This window comes from Streptomyces lancefieldiae (assembly GCF_031845825.1).
Lineage (GTDB): Bacteria > Actinomycetota > Actinomycetes > Streptomycetales > Streptomycetaceae > Streptomyces > Streptomyces lancefieldiae.
This window is the reverse complement of sequence record NZ_JAVRFH010000010.1, coordinates 210,581-231,536: the sequence shown is the minus strand read 5'-3', so window position 1 is coordinate 231,536 and position 20,956 is coordinate 210,581. Positions and strand designations below refer to the sequence as shown.

Below are 20,956 nucleotides of genomic sequence, written 5' to 3'. Positions count from 1 at the left end.
GGTGCCCGGAATGAACTCCACAACCGTGCGCGGCGCCACGATCGAGTACGACGACTTCGGTCCCTCGACCGGAGTCCCGATCCTCCTGGTCCACGGTCACCCCTTCGACCGCACCCTGTGGGCGCCCCAGGTGACGGCGCTGACGGCGGCCGGGTACCGGGTCGTCGCACCCGACCTGCGCGGCTACGGCCGCAGCAGCGTGACCCCCGGCAAGGTCCTGCTCGCCGACTTCGCCGACGACCTCGCCGCGCTCCTGGACCACCTGGGCGTCGAGCGCGCGGTGGTCGGCGGAGTCTCCATGGGCGGCCAGATCACCATGGAGTTCCAGCTCCGTCACCCGGAGCGGGTCCGGGCGCTCGTCCTGTCCGACACCTCCGCACCCGCCGAGACCGCCGAGGGCAAGGAGTTCCGCAACCAACTGGCCGACCGGCTCCTCGCCGAGGGCATGGACGGTTACGCGCACGAGGTCATCGACAAGATGCTCGCGGCCTACAACGTCACCGCGCTGCCGGACGTGGCCACCCGCGTCCTGGAGATGATGTGCGCCACCGATCCACGCGGCGCCGCGGCGGCACTGCGGGGGCGGGCCGAACGCCCGGACTACCGGGACGTGCTGGCCGCCGTGCGGGCGCCGGTCCTGGTCGTGGTCGGTGCGGACGACGTCTACACCCCCGTGGCTCAGGCCGAGTCCATCCGGCGTCTCGTCCCGGACTCCACCCTGGCCGTCATCGAGAAGGCCGGCCATCTCCCCGGCGTCGAGCAGCCGGAGCGGTTCAACGCCGCGCTGCTGGAATTCCTGGCCGCGCGGATGTGACCGTACGCGCCGGACGGGCGGCCGACCGGACCGCGCGGGATCCGGTGCTCCCGCCGGTCACGGTCCCACGCAGCCGCGCGCGACCGTGACCGCGAACGCGCGGGCGGGCCACCGGCTGCGCGTCCCCGCGGCGCACGGCCCAGCCCACCGGCAGGGGCGGCAGATCCGGCAGGGGCAGGAACCTGGGTACGCCGTCCGACCCGCCTACGGTTACCCGACCGGGCAGCGGGACATGGTCGGCGTCTTCCGGACGGGCGGGGTGCGTGGTGCTCCGGCGCGCAGAGGGCGCGCACGGTGAATGAGTGAGCCCTGTACGCGCCCCTGCGGCGTTGCGGACAATGCGCAGTGGCCGTGATCACGCGGCGGGAGGCACGGCGTCGTCCGCCCGCCGCCCTCCCGGAAAGCAGGTCGATCACCATGCTGTTGCGTCTGCCCACGTCCGTGTCCGAGGCGCAGGAGTGCATGGCCGAGGGAGCGGTGCCCATCGGCGGTGCCACCCTCGTGTGGGCCGGCTGGCAACGGGACGGCTTCCCGGAACGGGCCATGTCGCTGCGCAACCTTCCGGCGGCGACCGTGGTCGAACCCGAGGCGCTGGGGGCGGCCGTGGTGCTGCACAGCATCGACGACCGGGTACCGGAGGTGCTGCGCCGGGCGGCGGGCTCGGTGGGCACGGGGGCCGTGCGCCGGACGGCCACGGTCGGTGGCAACATCGTCGGCAGCAGCCTGCGCTGCCTGCTGCCCGCGGCCCTCGTCCTGGACGCCCGTGCCACGGTGCTGGGCCCGGAGGGGGCCTACGAGGCCGACCTGGCCGAGGTCGTGGCGAAGCGTCACCTGATGATCGGATTGCGCTGGCGCACGCCGACCGTCAGCGGCTACCACAAGCAGCCCGCAGCGGCCGGCGGACCGCCGCCCCTGGTCGTGGCCACCGCCGTGCACGCCGACGGCGAGGGCCGGCACCAGCTCCGGGTCGCCGTCCGCGAGGGCTACGAGGTGCTCAGCGAGACCACGGCGTGCGACGTGGACACCGACGAGGTGCTCCACGCGCTGGAGCGCACGGATGTCGGCGCACTGCCTCCCGCGGCGCGGGACCAGGTGCGTGAGCAGGTCGCCGGCATCCTGGGCTCCCTCCCCGGTCGCTGACGCACCGCCAGCCGCCCGCCCCCCGCCGCGGGTCAGCCGTTGGCGAGTGCCTTGACCCGGTCCAGCGCCCCGTTGAACTTGTCGTGGTCCCCGACGGTCGGCCCGGACGAGGTGTACTGCCACATCGTGTGGAAGTCCCACCCGGCCGGAAGCGTCCCCACCGTCGAGGCGTACCGGGCGATCCACAACGGGTTGGTGGAACCGAAACCGCTGTAGTTCCCGGTGCACTGGGTCCACCAGTTCGTGGAGGTGTAGATGGCGGCGTGGCGGCCGGTGCGCGCCTTGTACCGGTCCAGGAAGGCGCGGATCCAGTCGACCATCTGACTCGCCGTCCTGCCGTAGCAGGTCTCTCCGTACGGGTTGTACTCGATGTCGAGCACGCCCGGCAGTGTTCTGCCGTCCTTCGACCAGCCGCCTCCGTGGTCGACGAAGTAGTCCGCCTGGGCGGCGCCGCCGGCACCGTCCGGGATCGCGAAGTGGTACGCGCCGCGGATCATGCCGACGTCGTACGAACCGTTGTACTGCTGGGCGTAGTCCGGGTTGCGGTAGGACGTCCCCTCGGTGGCCTTCACATAGGCCCACCGGACTCCGCTGTTCCAGAGGGTCGTCCACGCGACGTCGCCCTGATGGCTGGAGACGTCCACCCCCTCCGTCTGGGTGGCGCGGGAGTCGACGGGCTGTCCCTGGACCCCCTCGTGGGCGAGGACACCCATGCCCATGTAGGCGGAACCGCGGACCGGTGTCCCGTCGGCCTCGTCGGCCGACGCGGGGACCGCGGGCAGGGTCAGGAGGAGTGACTGGGCGGCGAGCAGGACACCCGACGTGAGCAGGCGTGAGTGGCTCCGGGCCACGGCTATGGGTTTGCGCATGGCACCCATAGCATCCGCTGTCACGCCGCACCGCATCCCAACGGCGCCCAGACGGTGTCGCCGTGTCCGCCACCCGTGACGGTTCCCTGACCGCGTGAGCCCGTACCGGCCGTCGCGCCCGGTCACCCGGGGATCGGCACCGCCTGTCCCGTGACCCGCGTGCGCGAGTCGTGCGGGGACACACCGATCAGCAGGTCGCTGGGGCGGCCCATGTCCTCTCCCTGGCGGATGGCGATCGTGCGGGGGCGGGTGACCAGGCCCAGCTCGCGGAGGTAACCCCCGAACGCCGCGGCCGCCGCGCCGGTCGCCGGATCCTCCACGACACCGCCGACGGGGAACGGGTTGCGGGCGTGGAAGCGCTCCGGAGACTCGCGCCACACCAGGTCCACCGTCGTCCAGTCGTGGCGCCGCATGATCTCGCCGAGGCCGTCGAAGTCGTAGTCGAGGTCGGCCAGTCGGGCCCGGGACGCCGCCGCGAGCACCAGGTGGTCGTTGCCGCCGAACGCCACATGCGGAGGCAGGGCGGGGTCCAGGTCGGTGGCGGCCCAGCCGAGGGCCCGGAGCGTGGCGTCGAGTTCCGCGGCGAGCGCCGGGCGGGAACGCGTCGGCACGCTGGTGAGGGTGGCCCGTACCGCGCCCGCCGCGTCGGCCGCCGTGGACACGGGGATCTCACCGGCGGGCGTGTCCAGCACGATCTCGCCGGGTCCCAGCCGCTCGGCGAGGGCCACGGCCAGCGCGACCGTGGCGTGCCCGCAGAACGCCACCTCGGCCAGGGGACTGAAGTAGCGGACCCGGAACCGCCGTGAGGCCTCGTCGCCACCGGTGACGAAGGCGGTCTCGGAGTACCCCACCTCGGCGGCGATCGCCCGCATCGCCGTGCTGCCGAGCCCGGAGGCGTCGAGGACCACGCCGGCCGGATTCCCGCCCGCCGGGTCGCGGGTGAAGGCGGAGTAGCGCAGGATCCCGGCGTCGGTCAGCGCCTCGGAACGGTCTGACACGTCGCTCGTTCCCGTCATGTCGGTGGTCATGGCTCCACGCTGCCATCCGACGTCGATCGTGTCCAACGATGGATAGTGATCCTGGCCATCGGGAAACCGCATAGCCTGGCCCGGTGGACACCCGACTGCTGACGACCTTCACCACGCTCGCCCGTACGGGCGGCTTCACCGCTGCCGCCGCCGAACTGCACCTGGCCCAATCCACGGTCACCGTGCACATCCGCACCCTGGAACAGGACCTCGGGGTCCGGCTCTTCGACCGCCTGCCCACCGGCGCGCTGCTCACCGACACCGGCCGCCGGCTCCTGGAACGGGCCGAGGACGTGCTCGACGCCGAGGCACGGCTACGGGCCGCATGCGACGACGCCGGTCCGGTGGCGGGGCGGGTGGTGGTCGGCAGCGCGGAGTCCCTGTGCGCGAGCCGCCTGCCCGGTGTCATCGCCGCCCTGCGCACCAGTCACCCCGAGGTGGACGTCCACCTGCACGCCGCCGGGACCGCGGCATGCGTAGAGGGACTGCGGTCCGGACGCCTCGATCTGGCGCTGCTGCTGGAGGAGACGGAGTTCCCCGACGTGACGGGCGAACCGGTCGCCCACGAGCCGCTCGCCCTCGTCGCCGCTCCCCAGCACCCCCTCGCCGCGCGCGGGCGCGCCGTCACCTGGGCGGAGCTGGCCGCGGAGAGCTTCTTCCTGCTGGAAGAGGGCTGCTCCTACAGTGACGCGCTGGCACGCCGGTTGCTCGACGTGCCGGGCGGACGGCCGCGGCTGACCCGGTTCGGGAGCGTGGACGCGGCGCGCAACTGCGTGGCGGCCGGGCTCGGGTTGACCCTGCTGCCGCTGACCACCGTGGCGGAGGAGCTGAGCCGGGGGCGGCTGGCGCGGGTCGACGGACCGAGCTTCCCGGACGTACCGGTACGGTTGGCCCGGCACCGGCGACGGTGGGTGGCACCGGCCGCGCGGGAGGTCGCGCAGGCCCTCGTGCGGTACCTGGGGAACTGAGCGCCGCCCGTGGCCGGAACCCGCCGCCAGGACGCCGCGGATCCGGTCCGGGGCGTACGTCGGCTCAGGCGCCGCCGTCCACGGAGGCACGCAGTCGTGCGCTGGCCATCCGCATGTGCTCGGCCATCGCCCGGTCCGCGGCCTCCGGGTCGCGGTCCCGGATCGCCTGGAGCACCGCGTCGTGCTCGCACAGCGTGCCGCTGACCGTGCCCTCGATGTCGCTGACCCGCTCCATCCAGACCTGGAGCAGCGCCCGGATGCTGTGCAGGATGTCGCTGAGCACGGTGTTGCGCGCGATATGGGCCGTCTCCAGGTGGAAGGCGATGTCGGCGTCGATGAACGCGGTGACGTCGCCGCCCGCGTCGCGCATGTGCCGGAGGTGCTCCTCCAGCCGTGCCACGTCCGCGTCGGTCGCGCGCTCCGCCGCGAGCCGGGCCGAGACCCCTTCCATGTACGTGCGGACCTCGACGAGGTCCTGGGTGCGCCGCTGGCCCAGCATCAGCCCCCAGTTGATCGCACGGGGCAGGAACTCCGAGGTGCCCTCGCGCACGTAGGAGCCGGAGCCCGGGCGGATCTCGATGATGCCGAGGACGTCCAGGGCGGACAGCGCGCCGCGCACGCTGGACCGTGCGACACCGAGTGCCTCGGCCAGCTGACGCTCGGCGGGCAGCCGTGTGCCCGGCCGGATGTCGCCGGCCGAGAGGTGGTCGAGGAGCCGCTTGGCGACCTCGCTGACGGACGACTCGCGCACCACGGGGCGCAGCAGTTGCGCGAGGTCGGGCGCGGAGGCGGAGCTCTGATCAGGCTGACTGGTCACGGTCACCAGTCAACCAGATGCCGTACTCACCCGACTGACCAGGCAGTTCATCGATTCCTCGGGCCCGTTTGTCAAGAGTCGGACCCTCGCGGAATCTATGACGGTCACCACACTGGTAAATTGGTGACCAATTTGGATCCGAGGCATAGCGTGAAGGACGAACCGGCCGGCCGCCCCGTCGCGGACCGTCCGGCGTGACCCACCCCGGACAGAGCTGTCCGGGCGAGCCGAGGAGTCGCCCATGGGTGCCCAAGCGCCATCCGCGGCAGTCGAGAGAACTGCCATCAAGAAGGTCTCAGTCCGCCTCGTGCCGTTCGTGGCGCTGATGTTCTTCGTGAACTACCTGGACCGCACGGCCGTCTCGTTCGCCGAACCGAACGGGATGGGGCAGGACCTGGCGCTGACAGCCGCCCAGTTCGGCTTCGCGTCCGGGATCTTCTTCCTCGGCTACATCGTGCTCGAGGTCCCCAGCAACATGGCCCTGCACCGCTTCGGCGCCCGCCGCTGGCTGGCCCGGATCATGGTGACCTGGGGCATCGTGTCCCTCCTGTTCACCTGGGTCAGCAGCAGCGGCCAGCTCTACACCCTGCGCTTCCTGCTCGGCGTCGCCGAGGCCGGCTTCTTCCCGGGCGCGATCCTCTTCCTGAGCCAGTGGGTGCCCTCCCGGCACCGCACCAAGATCCTCGGCCTGTTCTACCTCGCCCAGCCGCTGACCACCGTGCTCGGTGCCCCGCTGGCGGGCTGGCTGATCGGCCACCACGGCCTGTTCGGCCTCGAGGGCTGGCGCGTGATGTTCCTGTTCGTGTCGGTGCCCGCGATCCTCCTGGGCGTCATCGCCTGGTTCTACCTGATCGACAGGCCCGCCGACGCCAAGTGGCTCACGCCGGCCGAGCGCGACTGGCTGACCACCGAACTCGCCGCCGAGAACGCCCGGAAGACCGGCCACGAGGGCAAGCACGCCAAGGGCGACCTCAGGACGGCCTTCGGCAGCGCGCGCGTCTGGACCCTCGCCGTCGTCTACTTCGGCTTCGTCTACGGCCTGTACGCCCTCGCCTTCTTCCTGCCGACGATCATCAACGGCTTCCAGGAGCAGTACGACACCACGTTCAGCGTGATGGACAAGGCCTGGATCACGGCCATCCCGTATCTGCCCGCCGCCGTCGTCCTCTTCTTCTGGACCCGGCACGCCACCCGCCACGGCACCCGCACCTGGCACGTGGCCGGCCCGGCCGTCGTCGGCGGCCTCTCCATCCCCCTCGCCCTCTACATGGGCTCCCCGACCGCCACGGTCGCCGTGATCACCGTGACCGCCTGTGCCATCTTCGCCGCACTGCCCGTCTTCTGGTCCGTGCCCTCCCGCTTCCTGACCGGCGCCGCCGCGGCGGCGGGCATCGCCCTGATCAACACGGCGGGCAACATCGCTGGCTTCGCCTCCAGCTACATCACCGGCTGGCTCAAGGACTGGACCGGCGACTACTACGTCCCGCTCTTCCTGGTCGGCTTCTTCATGCTGGTGTCCGCCGCCCTGATGATCTGGCTCTCCGCCCGCCACCGCACCGACGAACCGGCCCCCGAGCCCGCGCACCAGTCCCTGGAGGCCCTTCGATGACCCGCCTGTTCAACGACCCCGCCGCCTTCGCCGACGAGGCACTGGAAGGCTTCACCGCCGCGCACCGGCGCTGGGTCCGGCCCGTCACCGGCGGCGTCGTGCGGGCCGGCGCCACCCCCGCCGGTCAGGTGGCCGTGGTCATCGGCGGCGGCTCCGGCCACTACCCCGCCTTCTCCGGCCTGGTCGGCCGGGGCCTGGCGCACGGTGCCGCGGTCGGCAACGTCTTCGCCTCGCCCTCCGCCCAGCAGATCCACTCGGTGGCCAGGGCCGCGCACGGCGGCGCCGGAGTGCTGCTGATGTACGGCAACTACGCGGGCGACGTGCTGCACTTCGGGCAGGCCGCGCAGCGGCTCGCCGCCGACGGCATCGACGCCCGGACGTTCGCGGTCGCCGACGACATCTCCAGCGCGGGCCCGGGAGAGTCCGCCCAGCGCCGCGGCATCGCCGGCGACCTCCCCGTCTTCAAGGCCGCGGCGGTCGCGGCCGAGCAGGGCCTGCCGCTGGACGAGGTACTGAACGTCGCCGAACGGGCCGGCGCCCGCACCCGCTCCTTCGGCATCGCCTTCTCCGGCTGCACCCTCCCGGGCGCCGACCACCCCCTGTTCACCGTCCCCGAGGCTCGCATGGCCGTCGGCCTCGGCATCCACGGGGAGCCGGGCATCGGCGAGGAGGCGCTGCCCACCGCGGACGAGGCGGCACGGCTCCTGGTCGACACCCTGCTGAAGGAACTCCCCGAGGACGTCGAGGGAGCCGCGGGACAGCGTGCCGCCGTCATCCTCAACGGCCTCGGATCGGTCAAGTACGAGGAACTGTTCGTCGTCTACCGCAAGGTCGCGGCCCTGCTCGACGAGGCCGGCGTGGAGATCGTCGACCCAGAGGTCGGCGAACTCGTCACCAGCTTCGACATGGCCGGCGTCTCCCTCACCCTCACCTGGCTGGACGACCGCCTGGAGGAGCTGTGGCGGGCCCCGGCCGACACCCCCGCCTACCGCAAGGGCGCCCTCGCCGCGCCCGAACCGGACCACCGCGAGGCGGTCGCCGAGGAAGTCCCTGACCTCGTCGTGGCCCCCGCCTCCGAGGCTTCCCGGCACGCCGCCGGCACCGTCCTGGCCGCGCTGGACGCGGTCGCCGGCACCGTGGACGCACACGTCGACGAGCTCGGCCGGATCGACGCCGTGGCCGGCGACGGCGACCACGGCATCGGCATGCAGCGCGGCTCCACCGCGGCTCGTCGGGCCGCCACCGACGTCCACGCTCTCGGCGCCGGCGCCGGCACCGTCCTGAACCGGTCCGCCGACGCCTGGGCCGACAAGGCGGGTGGCACCTCCGGCGCCCTGTGGGGCACCATCCTGCGCTCGCTCGGCGCCGCCCTGGGCGACCAGGATGCCCCGGACGCCGCCCGTGTCGCCGCCGGCGTCACGGAGGCCTCCGCCGCCGTGCGCAGGCTGGGCGGGGCCGAGGTCGGGGACAAGACCATGGTCGACGTCCTCGTGCCGTTCGCCGACACCCTCGCCGACGCCGTGTCCCGCGGCCTGGCCCTGACCGAGGCCTGGGACCGCGCGGCCACCGCCGCCACCGAGGCGGCCGCCGCCACCGCCGACCTGCTGCCCCGCAAGGGCCGGGCCCGCCCGCACGCCGAGAAGTCCCTCGGCACCCCCGACGCGGGCGCCCACTCCCTCGCCCTGATCACCCGCGCCGTCCACGGCGTACTGATCGACCACCACTGAGGAAAGCCGAGATGACCGACAAGCTCCGCATCGTCGTCGGGTCCGACGACGCCGGTTACCAGTACAAGGAAGCCCTCAAGCAGGACCTGCAGAGCAGCGCCCTGGTCGCCGAGGTCACCGACGTCGGCGTCGACGCCGACGGCCACACCGCCTACCCCAAGGTCGCCATCGCCGCCGCCGAGATGGTGGCCCGCGGTGAGGCCGACCGCGCCCTGCTGGTGTGCGGTACCGGCCTGGGCGTGGCCATCGCCGCCAACAAGGTCAGGGGCATCCGGGCCGTCACCGCCCACGACTCCTTCTCCGTCGAGCGGGCGATCCTCTCCAACAACGCGCAGGTCCTCACCCTCGGCCAGCGCGTCATAGGCCTGGAACTCGCCCGGCGGCTGGCCGCCGAGTGGCTCACCTACCGCTTCGACGAGGGCTCGGCGTCCGCCGCCAAGGTCCAGCTGATGTGCGACTACGAGAGTGCCGCGAGCGACGGGGCCGCCGCCTGATGTCCGCCCCCGCACCGTCCCCCGTCCCGCCGTCCCCCGTCCTGCCTTCGCCCGTCCTGCTGGGGGTGAGCCTGAAGATGTACTTCGGCCACCACCAGACGCTCAACTGGGCGCGCAAGGTCGCCGCCCTCGCCGACCGGCACCCGGCCGTCACCTCCGGCGCCGCCCGCCTCTTCGTCCTCCCCGCCTTCCCGGCCCTCGTCCCGGCCGCGGGCATCCTCGCCCCGTACGGTGTCGCCATCGGCGCCCAGGACCTCGCCACCGAGGACACCGGCCCCTACACCGGTGAGGTCGGCGGCCCGGTCCTCAGGGAGATCGGCTGCCGCTACGCCGAGGTGGGCCACGCCGAGCGCCGGCGCCTGTACGGCGAGGGCGACACGGTCGTCGCCGCCAAGACCGCCGCCGCCCTGCGCAACGGCCTCACCCCCGTCCTGTGCGTCGGCGAACGCGACGAGACCGACCCGGCCGACGCCGCGGCCCGCACGGTCGCCGAGGCGGAGCGCCTGCTGCACGGCCTGGAGGGCGCGGTGGTCCTCGCCTACGAGCCCCAGTGGGCCATCGGCGCCCCCGAGCCCGCCTCCGCCGACCACATCGCCACCGTGTGCACCGCCCTGCGCGGCTGGCTCGACACCCGTCCGCAGCACGGAGACTCCACCGTCATCTACGGCGGCAGCGCGGGCCCGGGCCTCCTGACCCGCCTCGCCGGCACCGCCGAGGGCCTGTTCCTGGGCCGGTTCGCCCACGACCCGGCGAACGTCGAGGCCATCCTGGACGAGATCCGCTCCCCGGTACCCGTGGCGGTGGCGTGATGGCCTACGGCATCAGCACCTACGCCTACTTCTGGCGCATCTCCGGCCGCGCCCCCGAGCCGATGACCCTGACCGCGATGCTCCGCGACACCGCGGAACTCGGCGGCGAGGTCTTCCAGATCTGCGACTACGCCCCGATCGAGTCCTACGACACCGCGCAGCTCGCCGACCTCCGCGCCACCGCCGACGACCTCGGCCTGGCCCTGGAACTCGGCACCCGCGGCATCCGCCCCGGGCACCTGCGGAAGTACCTCGACCTGGCCGGTGAACTGGGTGTCACCCTGGTCCGCTCCATGCTCAACACGGCCGACCACCGGCCGGACACCACCGAGGCCGAGGCCCTGCTGAAGGAAGTGGTGCCGCGCTACGCCGACACGGGCGTGACCCTCGGCCTGGAGACCTACGAGCAGGTCGCCACCGACGACCTCATGACCGTCGTACGCGCCGTCGACGATCCGCACCTCGGCGTCGTCCTGGACCCGGGCAACAGCGTCGCCCGGCTGGAACGCCCCGCCGACGTCGTGGCCGCCACCGCGCCGCACGTGGTCAACATCCACGTCAAGGACTTCGCCTTCACCCGCCGCGACGGCTGGGTCGGCTTCACCTACGCCGGCTGCCCGCTCGGCGAGGGCCTCCTCGACTACGACGGCATGATCGCCGCCGTACGCCCGGGGGAGCGCGGCATCAACCAGATCGTGGAGCACTGGCTCCCGTGGCAGGACGAGGGCTACGACACCACCGCCCGGCTCGAACACCAGTGGACGCAGCACAGCATCAACACCCTCCTGAGGAGCAAGTAATGGCCACCGAGATCCAGACCCGGGCCGACGTCAAGACCGTCGCCGTCATCGGGGCCGCCGGCAAGATGGGCCAGCGCGTCTCCAACAACCTGGTGAAGAGCGACTTCCGGGTGCTCTTCAGCGAGGCGTCGCCCCAGGGCCAGGAGCTCATCCGCGACCTCGGCCGCGAGCTGACCGACTCCGAGGCCGCCGCCGCCGAGGCCGACGTCGTCATCCTCGCCGTGCCGGACGTCGTCCTCGGCAAGGTCTCCGAGCAGCTCGTGCCGCTGATGAAGCCGGGCACCGTCGTCCTCACCCTCGACCCGGCCGCCGCCTACGCCGGCCTGCTCTTCGCCCGTGAGGACGTCCACTACGCCTGCGCCCACCCCTGCCACCCGTCGGTGTTCCTGGAGCGCACCACCAAGGAGGAGTGGCAGGACACCTTCGGCGGTATCGCCGCCCCGCAGGAGGTCGTCGCCGCCTACGAGGGCGGGGACGCCACCAAGCAGGAGCTGGCCGACGCCGTCATCCGCGTCATGTACGCGCCCGTCGTCGACGTCCACTGGGTCACCGTCAAGCAGCTCGCCGTGCTGGAGCCGACCCTCGTCGAGACCATCGCCTGCATGGTCGGCGCCCTGCTGACCGAGGCGCTGCACGAGACGGTCCACACCGTCGGCGTCCCGGAGAAGGCCGCCCGCGCCATGCTGCTCGGCCACACCCAGGTCGCCCTGGCCAACACCCTCAAGGGCTCCAACCCCTTCTCGGACGCCTGCCTGATCGCCATGGACTACGGCCGCGAGTCGATCGTGCGCGAGGACTGGAAGAAGGTCTTCGACGACGAGGAGCTGGACAAGGTCATCACGCGCATGCTGAAGATCAAGGAGATCAGGCGCTGACACGCCGGTCCGGGTGACGCCGGAGGCCCGAACGGGTCTCCGGCGTCGTCGTGGTCAGGCGCGGGTGTCGAACCCGCCCCGGACCCCCAGCAGTTCGGACACGTCCGAGCCCGTCGCGAGCTCGCGCGGCGCCGTGCCGCGCCGGAACAGCCGGGCGTCGCGTTCGCCGCCGAGCACGGCGCTCCCGTCCTCGACGCGCAGCCAGGAACCCTCCCGCAGGCCCAGCACCGGCACGTCGTTCTCCTCCAGGAACTCCGTGAGCCGCTCCTGGCGGGTCTCGCCCTTGTGCGTCGAGGACGGGTCCGGGTCGAGGTAGTGCGGGTTGATCTGGAACGGGACCAGGCCGAGCGCCTCGAAGGACGGGGGCTCGACGATCGGCATGTCGTTGGTGGTCCGCAGCGACGGCGCGGCCATGTTGGTGCCCGCGCTGGCCCCCATGTAGGGCAGCCCGTCCGCCACCGCCTTGATCAGGGCCTCCCGCAGCCCCGTGCGGTACAGCGCGCTCAGCAGCCGGAAGGAGTTGCCGCCACCGACGAACACCGCGTCCGCCGCGCCCAGCGCGGCGACCGGGTCGCCCCCCTCGTGCACGCCGCACACATCGATACCCGCACCGGCGAGCGCGCCCCGCACCTTGGCGGTGTAGGCGTCGAGGTCGGCGAGCGCGTAGGGAACGAAGGCCAGCCGGGCCCCGGCGGGCAGGAAACCGGTGACGGTGTCGAGGGCGTGTTCCAGGTAGCCGCGGCCGTACTGGGTGGAGTTGGACAGGAGCAGCAGTTTCACGGGGTCGACCTCTTCAAGGGGTGGATCGGTGGGTCAGGTGGTGGCCGAACGCGGGCGGCGGTGCGGCTGGGGCGGATGCGTCAGACGCCGCTCCAGCAGCCGGGCGGCCCGGCGCAGCACGTCGAGCCGGTCCTCGGGCCCCTCGGGGAAGCGCTCCTTCGCGGCGCCGAGGCTCAGGCTGCCGTAGGGGTCGGCGCCGAGGAAGACGGGCACGGCGACGGTGCCGATGCCCGCGTCGTACTCGCCGACCGTCCAGGCGTAGCCCTGCGCGCGCACCTGACGGAACTCGCGCTCCAGCTGGTCGGGGTCGGTGACCGTGCGCTCGGTGAAGCGCGCCATGGGGCGCCCCCGGAACAGCCGGTGGCGCTGGTCGTCGGCCAGGAAGGCGTAGAACGACTTGCTCGTGGCGCCGGCGTGCGCCGGATACAGCTCGCCGACCAGCGGGTAGTAGCGCAGCGGCCCCTCCTCGCCCTCGACGGCCGCCACACAGCGCATGTGGAAGCTGTCGGGCAGGCAGAAGAGCACCGTGTCGCCCGTCGCCGCCCGCAGTTCCTGGAGGACCGGCTCCGCGAGCAGCTCCAGGGACCCCGAGCGCTCCCAGAGGCGGCCCAGGCGCAGGGCCGCCGGGCCGATCCGGTACCGCCGGGTCGCCGGGTCGGAGACCAGGAAGCCGCGTCCCGCGAGCGTGGAGAGCAGCCGCTGGGCCACCGACGTGTCCCAGCCGAACTCGGTGGCGATCTCCGTGACGCCCCAGTCGGGCCGCGAGCGCTCGAACGCCAGCAGCACCAGCAGGGCGCGGTCGACGGTCTGCAGGGCCCCGGCCGGAGTCTTCCGGTCGGCGGGCTGACCGGCCACGGCAGCTCCTCTCACTCGCTGGCCACAGTCTCCCGCGACTCGCCTCAGGCATCTCGCCATTCAGACATCGATTGCAGATAACGGGAAACAGTTGCGGAAAACGTTAACGGATCCGGAACCTGCTGTCAGCACCGCCCCCGGGTGCGGATCAGGAGAACTGCCCATGTTGAAGTACGTCCTGGACCTCGTGGACCTGCTGGACGATCCCGACGTCGACGGCAAGCGCGTCGCCGCCCACCTCGACTCCGTCGCGGGTCCCGAGGGCTCCGGCGCCGAGGTCACCACCGTCACCGGAGAGCGCGGCTCGACGGACTTCGTGCTCGTCCGGGTCCCGGGGCGCAGTGGTCGCGGCCGCGGCGGCGCCGCCCGCACCCTCGGGGTGGTGGGCCGGCTGGGCGGCGTCGGCGCGCGCCCCGAGATGACCGGCCTGGTCTCCGACGCCGACGGCGCCGTCGCGGCCCTGGCCACCGCCGCCAAGCTGCTCGACATGCGCCGCCGCGGCGACGTGCTCGACGGCGACGTGGTCATCGCCACGCACATCTGCCCGAACGCCCCCACCGCACCGCACGACCCGGTGCCGTTCATGGACTCGCCGGTCGACATCGCCACCATGAACCGGCACGAGGTCACCGACGAGATGGAGGCGGTGCTCTCCATCGACACCACCAAGGGCAACCGCATCATCAACCACAAGGGCCTCGCCCTGTCGCCCACCGTCAAGGAGGGCTGGGTGCTCAAGGTGAGCGAGCAGCTCGGGGAGCTGCTGGCCGTGGTGAGCGGTGAGCCGTTGGTCACGTACCCGGTGACCACCCAGGACATCACCCCCTACGGTAACGGTGTACACCACATCAATTCGATCCTGCAGCCGGCCACGGCGACGCCCGCCCCGGTCGTCGGCCTCGCGATCACCTCCGCGGCGGCGGTGCCCGGCTGCCAGACGGGCGCCAGCCACGAGACCGACATCGCGGCGGCGGCCCGGTTCGCCGTCGAGACCGCGAAGGCCTACGGCGGCGGACGCCTGGACTTCCACGACGACGTGGAGTTCGCCGCGCTCGTGTCCCGCTACGGCTCACTGGCCCACCTGCAGACCCTCGGCCGCGTCCCCAAGGAGTCCTGATCATGGCCGCGCACAAGAACACCGCCGCGGCCCCTGAGCAGGGCGGGGCGGGCGGCGCCAGAACCGTCGGCAGCGACGACTACGCCCTGTCCCGCGTCCCGCGCGACAAGCGCCTCGGCTTCTGGACGATGCTGCTGCAGTGGCTCGCCCAGTCGGGCTCCATCTCGCAGTTCACCCTCGGTGCCACCATCGGCGTCGGCATGTCCTTCGGCGACGCCTTCTGGGCCTTCACGCTCGGCGCGGTCATCCTCGAAGTGGTGATCTTCGCGATCGGCCTGGCCGGCATGCGCGAGGGCCTGGCGACCCCGCTGCTCACCCGCTGGGCCGGCTTCGGCCGCAACGGCTCCGCCCTGGTCAGCCTGGTCATCTCCGTCAGCCTCGTCGGCTGGTTCGGCGTCCAGAACACCATCTTCGGCGACAGCGTGTCCTCGCTCGTCGGCGGTCCGTCCTGGCTGTGGTGCCTGGTCGCCGGTGCCGGCATCACCGGCCTGGTCATCTTCGGCTTCCGGTACATGGCCGTCTTCGCGAAGATCGTCACCCCGCTGTTCTTCGCCATGGTCGCCTGGTCGGTCACCGACGCGCTGAGCGAGCACTCGCTGTCCGAGCTGATCCACTCGCCGGCGCCCGGCCAGTCCATCCCGCTCGCCGTCGCCGCGACCGCCATCGCGGGCGGCTTCATGACCGGTGCGATCGTCTCCCCGGAGATGACCCGCTACAACCGCAAGGGCAGCCACGTCTTCCTGCAGAGCGCCTCGTCGATGATCCTCTCCGAGTACATCGTCGGCCTGACCGGCGTCCTGCTCGGCCACATGGTCGGCAGCGGCCAGGTCTCCCAGATCGTGCTCTTCACCTCCGGCGCCTTCGGTGTGCTCGTCGTCCTGATGTCCACGGCGAAGATCAACGACTGGAACCTCTACGGCTCCTCCCTCGGCGTCGTCAACTTCTTCCAGGTCGTGTTCGGCAAGCGCCTGCACCGCGGCGCCGTCACCATCGCCCTCGGCATCGCCGGCACCGTGCTGTCCGCCGTCGGCATCATGACCCACTTCACCGACTTCCTGTCCGTGCTGGGCGTCGCCATCCCGCCGGTGGGCGGCATCATCGTCGCCGAGTACTGGGTGGTGCGCCGCATGCGCGCACCCCTGGACGCCACCCGTGAGGCCGGGACCCTGCCCGCCACCTCACCGACCTGGGTGCCCATGTCCCTGGTCATCTGGGCGGTCGCCTTCTGCGTCGGCAAGTTCTACGACGGCGGCATCCCCGCCCTGAACTCCCTGCTGACCGCGTTCGTCCTCTACTGCGTCCTCGGCCTCGCCGGCTGGATCAGGACGTACGGCACCACCACCCTGGACGACCGTCCCGCCGACCCCGCCGAGCCGTCCGCGGACGCCCCCGGCACGGCCCCCGTAGGAGCACCATGAGCACCGCCTCCGTCCCCGCCTCCGACGAGGCACAGCGCGAAGTCGTCGATCTGTGCGCGGAGCTGATCCGCTTCGACACCTCGAACCCCACCAGCGACGAGCGCGCCTGCGCCGACTGGGTCGCGGCCCGTCTCGCCGAGGTGGGCATCGCCTTCGAGCTGGTGGAGAGCGCCCCGGGGCGTGCCAGCGTCGTCGCCCGCGTCCCGGGCACCGACCCGACGCGCGGCGCCCTGCTGGTCCACGGTCACCTGGACGTCGTCCCGGCCGATCCGGCCGAGTGGCAGGTGCCGCCGTTCTCCGGAGAGATCCGCGACGGCTATCTGTGGGGCCGCGGCGCCATCGACATGAAGGACACGGTGGCCGTCATGCTGGCCACCGCCCGGCACTTCGCCCGCACCGGCACCCGGCCCGCCCGCGAGATCGTCCTCGCCTTCCTCGCCGACGAGGAGGCGGGCGGCAAGTACGGCGCCCACTGGCTGGTCGAGCACCGGCCCGACCTGTTCGCGGGCGTCACCGAGGCGATCGGCGAGGGCGGCGGCTTCAGCTACGCCCTGGACGAGATCCGGCGCCTCTACCCGATCGAGAACGCCCAGCGCGGCATGGCGTGGATGGAGCTGACGGCCACCGGCCGCGCCGGGCACGGATCGTCCCCCAACGACGAGAACGCCGTCACCGACCTTGCCGAGTCCCTCACCCGCATCGGCCGGCACACCTTCCCGGTCCGGCTGATCGAGCCGGTACGCGCCCTGCTCGCGGAGGCCGCCCGGCTCCAGCAAGTCGACATCGACTTCGACGCGGAGGACCTGGACGCCGAACTGGCCAAGCTGGGGCACGTCGCCGACTTCATGCAGGTCGTCCTGCGCAACTCGGCCAACCCGACCATGTTCACGGCCGGCTACCAGACCAACGTCATCCCGGGCCGCGCCACCGCCCGCGTCGACGGCCGTTTCCTGCCGGGCCACGAACAGGAACTGATCGACGCGATCGACGCACTGCTCCTGCCCTCGGTGTCCCGGCGGTGGGTCAACCACGACATCGCGATGGAGACGACCTTCGACGGCACCCTCGTCGACGCCATGTGCGCCGCCGTGCGAGCCGAGGACCCCGACGGCCACCCGGTCCCTTACTGCAACCCGGGCGGCACCGACGCGAAGGCCTTCACCAGGCTCGACATCCGCTGCTTCGGCTTCAAGGGCCTCAAGCTGCCCCCCGACCTCGACTACGGCCGCCTGTTCCACGGCGTCGACGAGCGGGTGCCGCTGGAGGGACTGCGCTTCGGCGTGCGGGTGATGACCCGGCTGTGGCAGGAGTGCTGACGCCGACCACACCCGGCCGGCGCTCCGGGGAATGCGCCGGTGGGGGACGGCGTTGAGGAGCATGTGACTGACATGCGCGGGTCAGATCAGTTTCGCGCGTGAGGTCGGAAGGAGCTCCCATGGCACGCAACACCGCACGCCCGGTCGTCAGGCTGAAGTCGACGGCGGGGACCGGCGTCACCTACGTGACCCGTAAGAACCGGATCAACGACCCCGACCGGCTCGTCCTGCGCAAGTACGACCCGGTGGCGGCGGAGCACGTCCTGTTCCGCGAGGAGCGCTGAACGGCTCGACGCCGAACGGCGCACGGAGCGAGGAGGGAAATCATGAAGGTGCGCAACTCCCTGCGCTCACTGAAGGCCAGGCCCGGCGCACAGGTGGTGCGTCGCCGGGGCGTGACCTACGTGATCAACAAGAAGGACCCGCGTTTCAAGGCCCGCCAGGGCTGAGCCGCGTGCGAGGCCCGGTCCCGCGACCGGCGGGGCCGGGCCTCGCCACGTCCGTGTCCGCGCGGGCGGTCAGTCGGCGACGTCCACGCCGTCGACCCCGGGCGAGAGCGCCGAGGCCGTGGTCGTAGCCTTGGCCGACGGCCCCGCAGCCGCCGGCTGTGCCCGCGCCGGAGACGTCGCGCGGGGCGCCTTGAGGAGGACTTCGTGACGACCGAGCAGCCGCCGGACCGTGTGGCCCGGTACCAGCGGCGCTTCAACACGCTCTTCGCGGAGTACTTCGACACACTGGGCACGACGTTGGACGCGCCGTCCTTCAGCCGCTTCACCCCGGACTGCCTGGACCTGCTGCGCGACCTGTCGCTGCGAGGCGGCAAGCGGATGCGGGTCGTGCTGCTGCACGAGGCCGCCCGCCTGGTGAGCAGCGACCCGGTGGAAGGGCTGGACGCCGCCGCGCTGAGCATCGAACTGCTGCAGACCCACGGCCTGGTGCACGACGACCTCATCGACGACAGTGCCACCCGCCGGGGCGGCCCCACCACCTACTACGCCTACCGGGACAGGTTCCCCCGGCATCCGCGCGCGGCCCTCGCCCTGACCGTACTCGCGGGTGACCTCGCGCTCGCCCTCTCGCTGCGCGCGCTCCTGGACGCAGAGCTTCCGGTGGCGGTGCGGCAGGCGATGGTCGAGGTCCAGACCCAGGCCGCGGCGGACACGTTCGTGGGCCAGATCGTCGACCTGGAACGCGACTTCGCCCCCGCCGTCCCGGACGACGAAGTACTGCACGAGGTCGCCGACCACAAGTCGGCCCGCTACTCGGTCCTCGCGCCCCTGAAACTCGGACTGCTGGCCGCCGGCGAGCAACCGGCCCTCTACGAGCAGGAGTTGCGCCGCTACGCCCGACTGGTCGGCATCTGCGGGCAGATGCGCGACGACTACCTGGACCTCTTCGGAGACGCGGCCACGATGGGCAAGCCGACCGGTACCGACATCCGCGAGGGAAGGCACAGCTACACCGTCGCCCGCCTGTTGTCCGTCGCGAGCGGCTCCGAGCGGGTCGTCGTGGAAGCCGCCCTGGGGAACCCCTCCTGCACGCCGGAGGCCGTCGCCGCGGTCCGTGAGATCGGCGAGCGCCGCGGGGTGGCCGCCCTGATGAGGGAGGACATGCGGCGCTACGCTGAGCAGGCCCGTCTGGTGGCAGCGGGCTGGCGTCCGAGGTGGCGCGAGGAGGCGGTCGCCTTCTTCGAAGGCCTGCCGCGGTGGAGCGTCGACCGGGCCGGGTGACCCCGCGGCGACGGACTTGCCGGGGACTACGGGAAAGCAGGGGAACGAACATGGCTGTGGCGGTTCTGTCCGGCATTCTGGTGCTCGTCGTCGGAGGGTGTGTCTGCGTCGTGTGGGCGGCGAGGGGCGGACCTCGGTGGGTGCGAGGGGTGGCCGCCGTGACCCTGGCGGTGGGCGAACTGGTACGCGGTGCGAAGAGCTCCGGTCGCAGCTCGGGCGGGCAGGACGACTCGAGCGACTGAACCGGCCCGTCCGACACCTGTTCCCCGCGTCGCTCAAAGGGATATTCGCCGATCTTCCACCCCGGTTGTCCGGTCATGCTCTGACCGATGCGCCGTCGACCCGGCGCATCGGTGACGACGCGCCCTGTGGGGGGAAGCATGACGCACTCGACGCGACAGGGCCGAGGCCCGGACGACCAGGCCGTACTGCTGGTCGCCGGACTCGCCGACCTGGCGGTGAGTACGCTCGGGTCGGCGGTGGGCGGGCTGCGCGCGCTCCTCGGCCGCTCGGACACCGCCGACCTGGTGCGCGAGGCGGAACAGGATCTCCAGGCCCGGGGCAGGCTGGCCCTGGACCGGTGGACGCACGTGCCACCCGCTCACCTGGAGGTGCTCGCCCAGCACGCGCGGGCGCGCCGGGCGGCGGACCGCCGCGATGTCTGACCGGATGTCCGACTGCTGGGACCCGGCCGCCTTCAAGACCCGCGTCGACGGCGTCCTGCGGGCCTTCCTGGACGAAGAGGCCGGCCACTTCGCGGCCGTCGACGACGCTCTCGCACCCGTGGCCGAGCAACTGCGGAACGCGGCCGGACACGGCAAACGGCTGCGCGCTGCCTTCTGCTACTGGGGCTGGCGCGCGGCCGGACAGCCCGACAGCGACGCGCTCGTACGGGCGGCGGCCTCCATGGAGCTGGTGCACGCCGCGGCGATCGTCCACGACGACCTCATCGACGACAGCGGCCTGCGCCACGGCCTGCCCACCGCCCACGTCGCCCTGGAAGCCGTACTGGCAGCGGCCTCGAAGACGCGCCGGCACCCGGCCCCGCGAACCCCCGGGGAGGCCCGGGACGACGACCGACCGGTCCGCGCGGCCGCCCGGTCCCTGGCCATGCTGGTGGGCGACCATCTGATGGCCCTCGCGGGGCAGTTGTTCGTCACCAGCGGTCTTCCCGCCGCCTACCTCGCCCGTGCCCGCGGCCTGTGGGCCGTGCTCGCCCGCGAACTCGTCGCCGGCGAGTGCCTGGAGATCCTGCACACCGGCGGACCACCGGACACCGGAACCTCGTTGAAGGTGGTCCGCTACAAGACCGCCAAGTACACCGTCGAGCACCCCCTGCTCATCGGCGGCCTGCTCGCCGGTGCCACCCCCGCGCTGCGCGACACCTACTCCGCCTACGGCCTGCCGCTCGGCGAGGCCTTCCAGCTGCGCGACGACCTGCTCGGCCTGTTCGGCGACCCGGAGCGCACCGGCAAGGCGGGCCTGGACGACCTGCGCGCCCACCGGCCCACCGCACTGCTGGCCGAGACCTGGCAGGCCGCCGACGCCTCCCAACGAGAGCTGCTCGCCGACCTGTTGGGCCGGAGCGACCTGGACGGGACCCACCTGCGCGACGTGCGCGACCTCATGCTGGAACTGAAGGCGCCGCAACGGGTCGAGCGGATGATCCTCGCCCGCGTGGAGCGGGCCACCCGCGCCCTGGACCATGCCGGGACGCCACCGCACGCACGCCGGGCGCTGCGCGAACTCGCACGGCGGGCCACCGACCGCATCCACTGACGAGGAGACCG

At 72.4% G+C, this 20,956-nt stretch carries 23 protein-coding genes; 18 read left to right on the top strand and 5 right to left on the bottom strand.

From position 1 onward, the window contains the following. Positions 1-10: 10 nt before the first annotated feature. Entirely contained in the window at positions 11-814 is an 804-nt protein-coding gene (locus RM812_RS13385; RefSeq protein WP_311572715.1) for an alpha/beta fold hydrolase, read from the top strand. Between the two features lie 417 nt (positions 815-1,231). Further along, on the top strand, positions 1,232-1,954 hold the full coding sequence (locus RM812_RS13380) for an FAD binding domain-containing protein (RefSeq protein ID WP_311572714.1): 723 nt from the start codon (positions 1,232-1,234) through the stop codon (positions 1,952-1,954). Between the two features lie 32 nt (positions 1,955-1,986). Here RM812_RS13380 and RM812_RS13375 read toward each other — a convergent pair whose 3' ends face one another. Together RM812_RS13375 and RM812_RS13370 are read right to left on the bottom strand one after the other, a co-directional pair. Further along, a complete protein-coding gene (locus RM812_RS13375; protein ID WP_311572713.1) occupies positions 1,987-2,823 on the bottom strand; it encodes a lysozyme in 837 nt (278 codons plus the stop codon). A 122-nt stretch (positions 2,824-2,945) separates the two neighbouring features. After that, positions 2,946-3,839, bottom strand: coding sequence for a PhzF family phenazine biosynthesis isomerase (locus RM812_RS13370; RefSeq protein ID WP_311572735.1), 894 nt, complete (start codon positions 3,837-3,839; stop codon positions 2,946-2,948). 95 nt (positions 3,840-3,934) lie between these two features. Between RM812_RS13370 and RM812_RS13365 the strand changes: the two genes are divergently transcribed. Continuing rightward, complete coding sequence (locus RM812_RS13365; protein WP_311572712.1) at positions 3,935-4,819, top strand: LysR family transcriptional regulator; 885 nt, start codon at positions 3,935-3,937, stop codon at positions 4,817-4,819. A gap of 64 nt (positions 4,820-4,883) precedes the next feature. On the opposite strand, the gene RM812_RS13360 is transcribed toward RM812_RS13365, so the two are convergent. Then, the gene (locus RM812_RS13360) at positions 4,884-5,642 is read right to left on the bottom strand and encodes a FadR/GntR family transcriptional regulator (RefSeq protein ID WP_311572711.1); all 759 of its coding nucleotides are present in this window, start codon (positions 5,640-5,642) and stop codon (positions 4,884-4,886) included. A 235-nt stretch (positions 5,643-5,877) separates the two neighbouring features. Here RM812_RS13360 and RM812_RS13355 point away from each other — a divergent pair, with 235 nt between their 5' ends. Genes RM812_RS13355 through RM812_RS13330 form a run of 6 tightly spaced genes read left to right on the top strand, consistent with a single transcriptional unit; the run spans position 5,878 to position 11,950 of the window. Beyond that, a complete protein-coding gene (locus RM812_RS13355; RefSeq protein ID WP_311572710.1) occupies positions 5,878-7,245 on the top strand; it encodes an MFS transporter in 1,368 nt (455 codons plus the stop codon). Then, positions 7,242-8,972: a dihydroxyacetone kinase family protein gene (locus RM812_RS13350; protein WP_311572709.1), complete on the top strand. Its 1,731-nt coding sequence runs from the start codon at positions 7,242-7,244 to the stop codon at positions 8,970-8,972. The genes RM812_RS13355 and RM812_RS13350 overlap by 4 nt, the downstream gene beginning before the upstream one ends. Before the next feature lie 11 nt (positions 8,973-8,983). Continuing rightward, positions 8,984-9,466, top strand: coding sequence for a ribose-5-phosphate isomerase (locus RM812_RS13345; protein ID WP_311572708.1), 483 nt, complete (start codon positions 8,984-8,986; stop codon positions 9,464-9,466). Continuing rightward, on the top strand, positions 9,466-10,275 hold the full coding sequence (locus RM812_RS13340) for a triose-phosphate isomerase family protein (protein ID WP_311572707.1): 810 nt from the start codon (positions 9,466-9,468) through the stop codon (positions 10,273-10,275). Before RM812_RS13345 ends, RM812_RS13340 begins: the two co-directional genes overlap by 1 nt. Further along, complete coding sequence (locus RM812_RS13335) at positions 10,275-11,075, top strand: sugar phosphate isomerase/epimerase family protein (protein WP_311572706.1); 801 nt, start codon at positions 10,275-10,277, stop codon at positions 11,073-11,075. The genes RM812_RS13340 and RM812_RS13335 overlap by 1 nt, the downstream gene beginning before the upstream one ends. Beyond that, positions 11,075-11,950 (top strand): phosphogluconate dehydrogenase C-terminal domain-containing protein, encoded by an 876-nt coding sequence (locus RM812_RS13330; RefSeq protein ID WP_311572705.1) that lies wholly within the window; start codon positions 11,075-11,077, stop codon positions 11,948-11,950. The genes RM812_RS13335 and RM812_RS13330 overlap by 1 nt, the downstream gene beginning before the upstream one ends. Positions 11,951-12,004: 54 nt before the next feature. Here RM812_RS13330 and pepE read toward each other — a convergent pair whose 3' ends face one another. Continuing rightward, positions 12,005-12,730 (bottom strand): dipeptidase PepE, encoded by a 726-nt coding sequence (gene pepE / locus RM812_RS13325; protein WP_311572704.1) that lies wholly within the window; start codon positions 12,728-12,730, stop codon positions 12,005-12,007. Positions 12,731-12,763: 33 nt separating this feature from the next. After that, positions 12,764-13,585 carry an IclR family transcriptional regulator gene (locus RM812_RS13320; protein WP_311572703.1) on the bottom strand — a complete coding sequence of 274 codons (822 nt, stop codon included), beginning with the start codon at positions 13,583-13,585 and terminating at the stop codon, positions 12,764-12,766. A 163-nt stretch (positions 13,586-13,748) separates the two neighbouring features. Here RM812_RS13320 and RM812_RS13315 point away from each other — a divergent pair, with 163 nt between their 5' ends. The 9 genes from RM812_RS13315 (at position 13,749) to RM812_RS13275 (ending at position 20,945) form a co-directional block, all read left to right on the top strand. After that, complete coding sequence (locus RM812_RS13315) at positions 13,749-14,702, top strand: DUF1177 domain-containing protein (protein WP_311572702.1); 954 nt, start codon at positions 13,749-13,751, stop codon at positions 14,700-14,702. A gap of 2 nt (positions 14,703-14,704) precedes the next feature. Beyond that, on the top strand, positions 14,705-16,120 hold the full coding sequence (locus tag RM812_RS13310; protein WP_311572701.1) for a cytosine permease: 1,416 nt from the start codon (positions 14,705-14,707) through the stop codon (positions 16,118-16,120). Beyond that, positions 16,117-17,436: a M20/M25/M40 family metallo-hydrolase gene (locus RM812_RS13305; RefSeq protein WP_311572700.1), complete on the top strand. Its 1,320-nt coding sequence runs from the start codon at positions 16,117-16,119 to the stop codon at positions 17,434-17,436. Before RM812_RS13310 ends, RM812_RS13305 begins: the two co-directional genes overlap by 4 nt. Positions 17,437-17,555: 119 nt before the next feature. After that, positions 17,556-17,720 carry a 50S ribosomal protein L33 gene (rpmG, locus tag RM812_RS13300; protein WP_311572699.1) on the top strand — a complete coding sequence of 55 codons (165 nt, stop codon included), beginning with the start codon at positions 17,556-17,558 and terminating at the stop codon, positions 17,718-17,720. A 42-nt stretch (positions 17,721-17,762) separates the two neighbouring features. Further along, positions 17,763-17,885, top strand: coding sequence for a type B 50S ribosomal protein L36 (gene ykgO / locus RM812_RS13295; RefSeq protein WP_114533933.1), 123 nt, complete (start codon positions 17,763-17,765; stop codon positions 17,883-17,885). 204 nt (positions 17,886-18,089) lie between these two features. Beyond that, positions 18,090-19,166: a polyprenyl synthetase family protein gene (locus RM812_RS13290; RefSeq protein ID WP_311572698.1), complete on the top strand. Its 1,077-nt coding sequence runs from the start codon at positions 18,090-18,092 to the stop codon at positions 19,164-19,166. 50 nt (positions 19,167-19,216) lie between these two features. Next, positions 19,217-19,408: a hypothetical protein gene (locus tag RM812_RS13285; protein WP_311572697.1), complete on the top strand. Its 192-nt coding sequence runs from the start codon at positions 19,217-19,219 to the stop codon at positions 19,406-19,408. A gap of 138 nt (positions 19,409-19,546) precedes the next feature. Further along, a complete protein-coding gene (locus RM812_RS13280; protein WP_311572696.1) occupies positions 19,547-19,831 on the top strand; it encodes a polyprenyl synthetase in 285 nt (94 codons plus the stop codon). 4 nt (positions 19,832-19,835) lie between these two features. Further along, the gene (locus tag RM812_RS13275; protein ID WP_311572734.1) at positions 19,836-20,945 is read left to right on the top strand and encodes a polyprenyl synthetase family protein; all 1,110 of its coding nucleotides are present in this window, start codon (positions 19,836-19,838) and stop codon (positions 20,943-20,945) included. Positions 20,946-20,956: the final 11 nt, after the last annotated feature.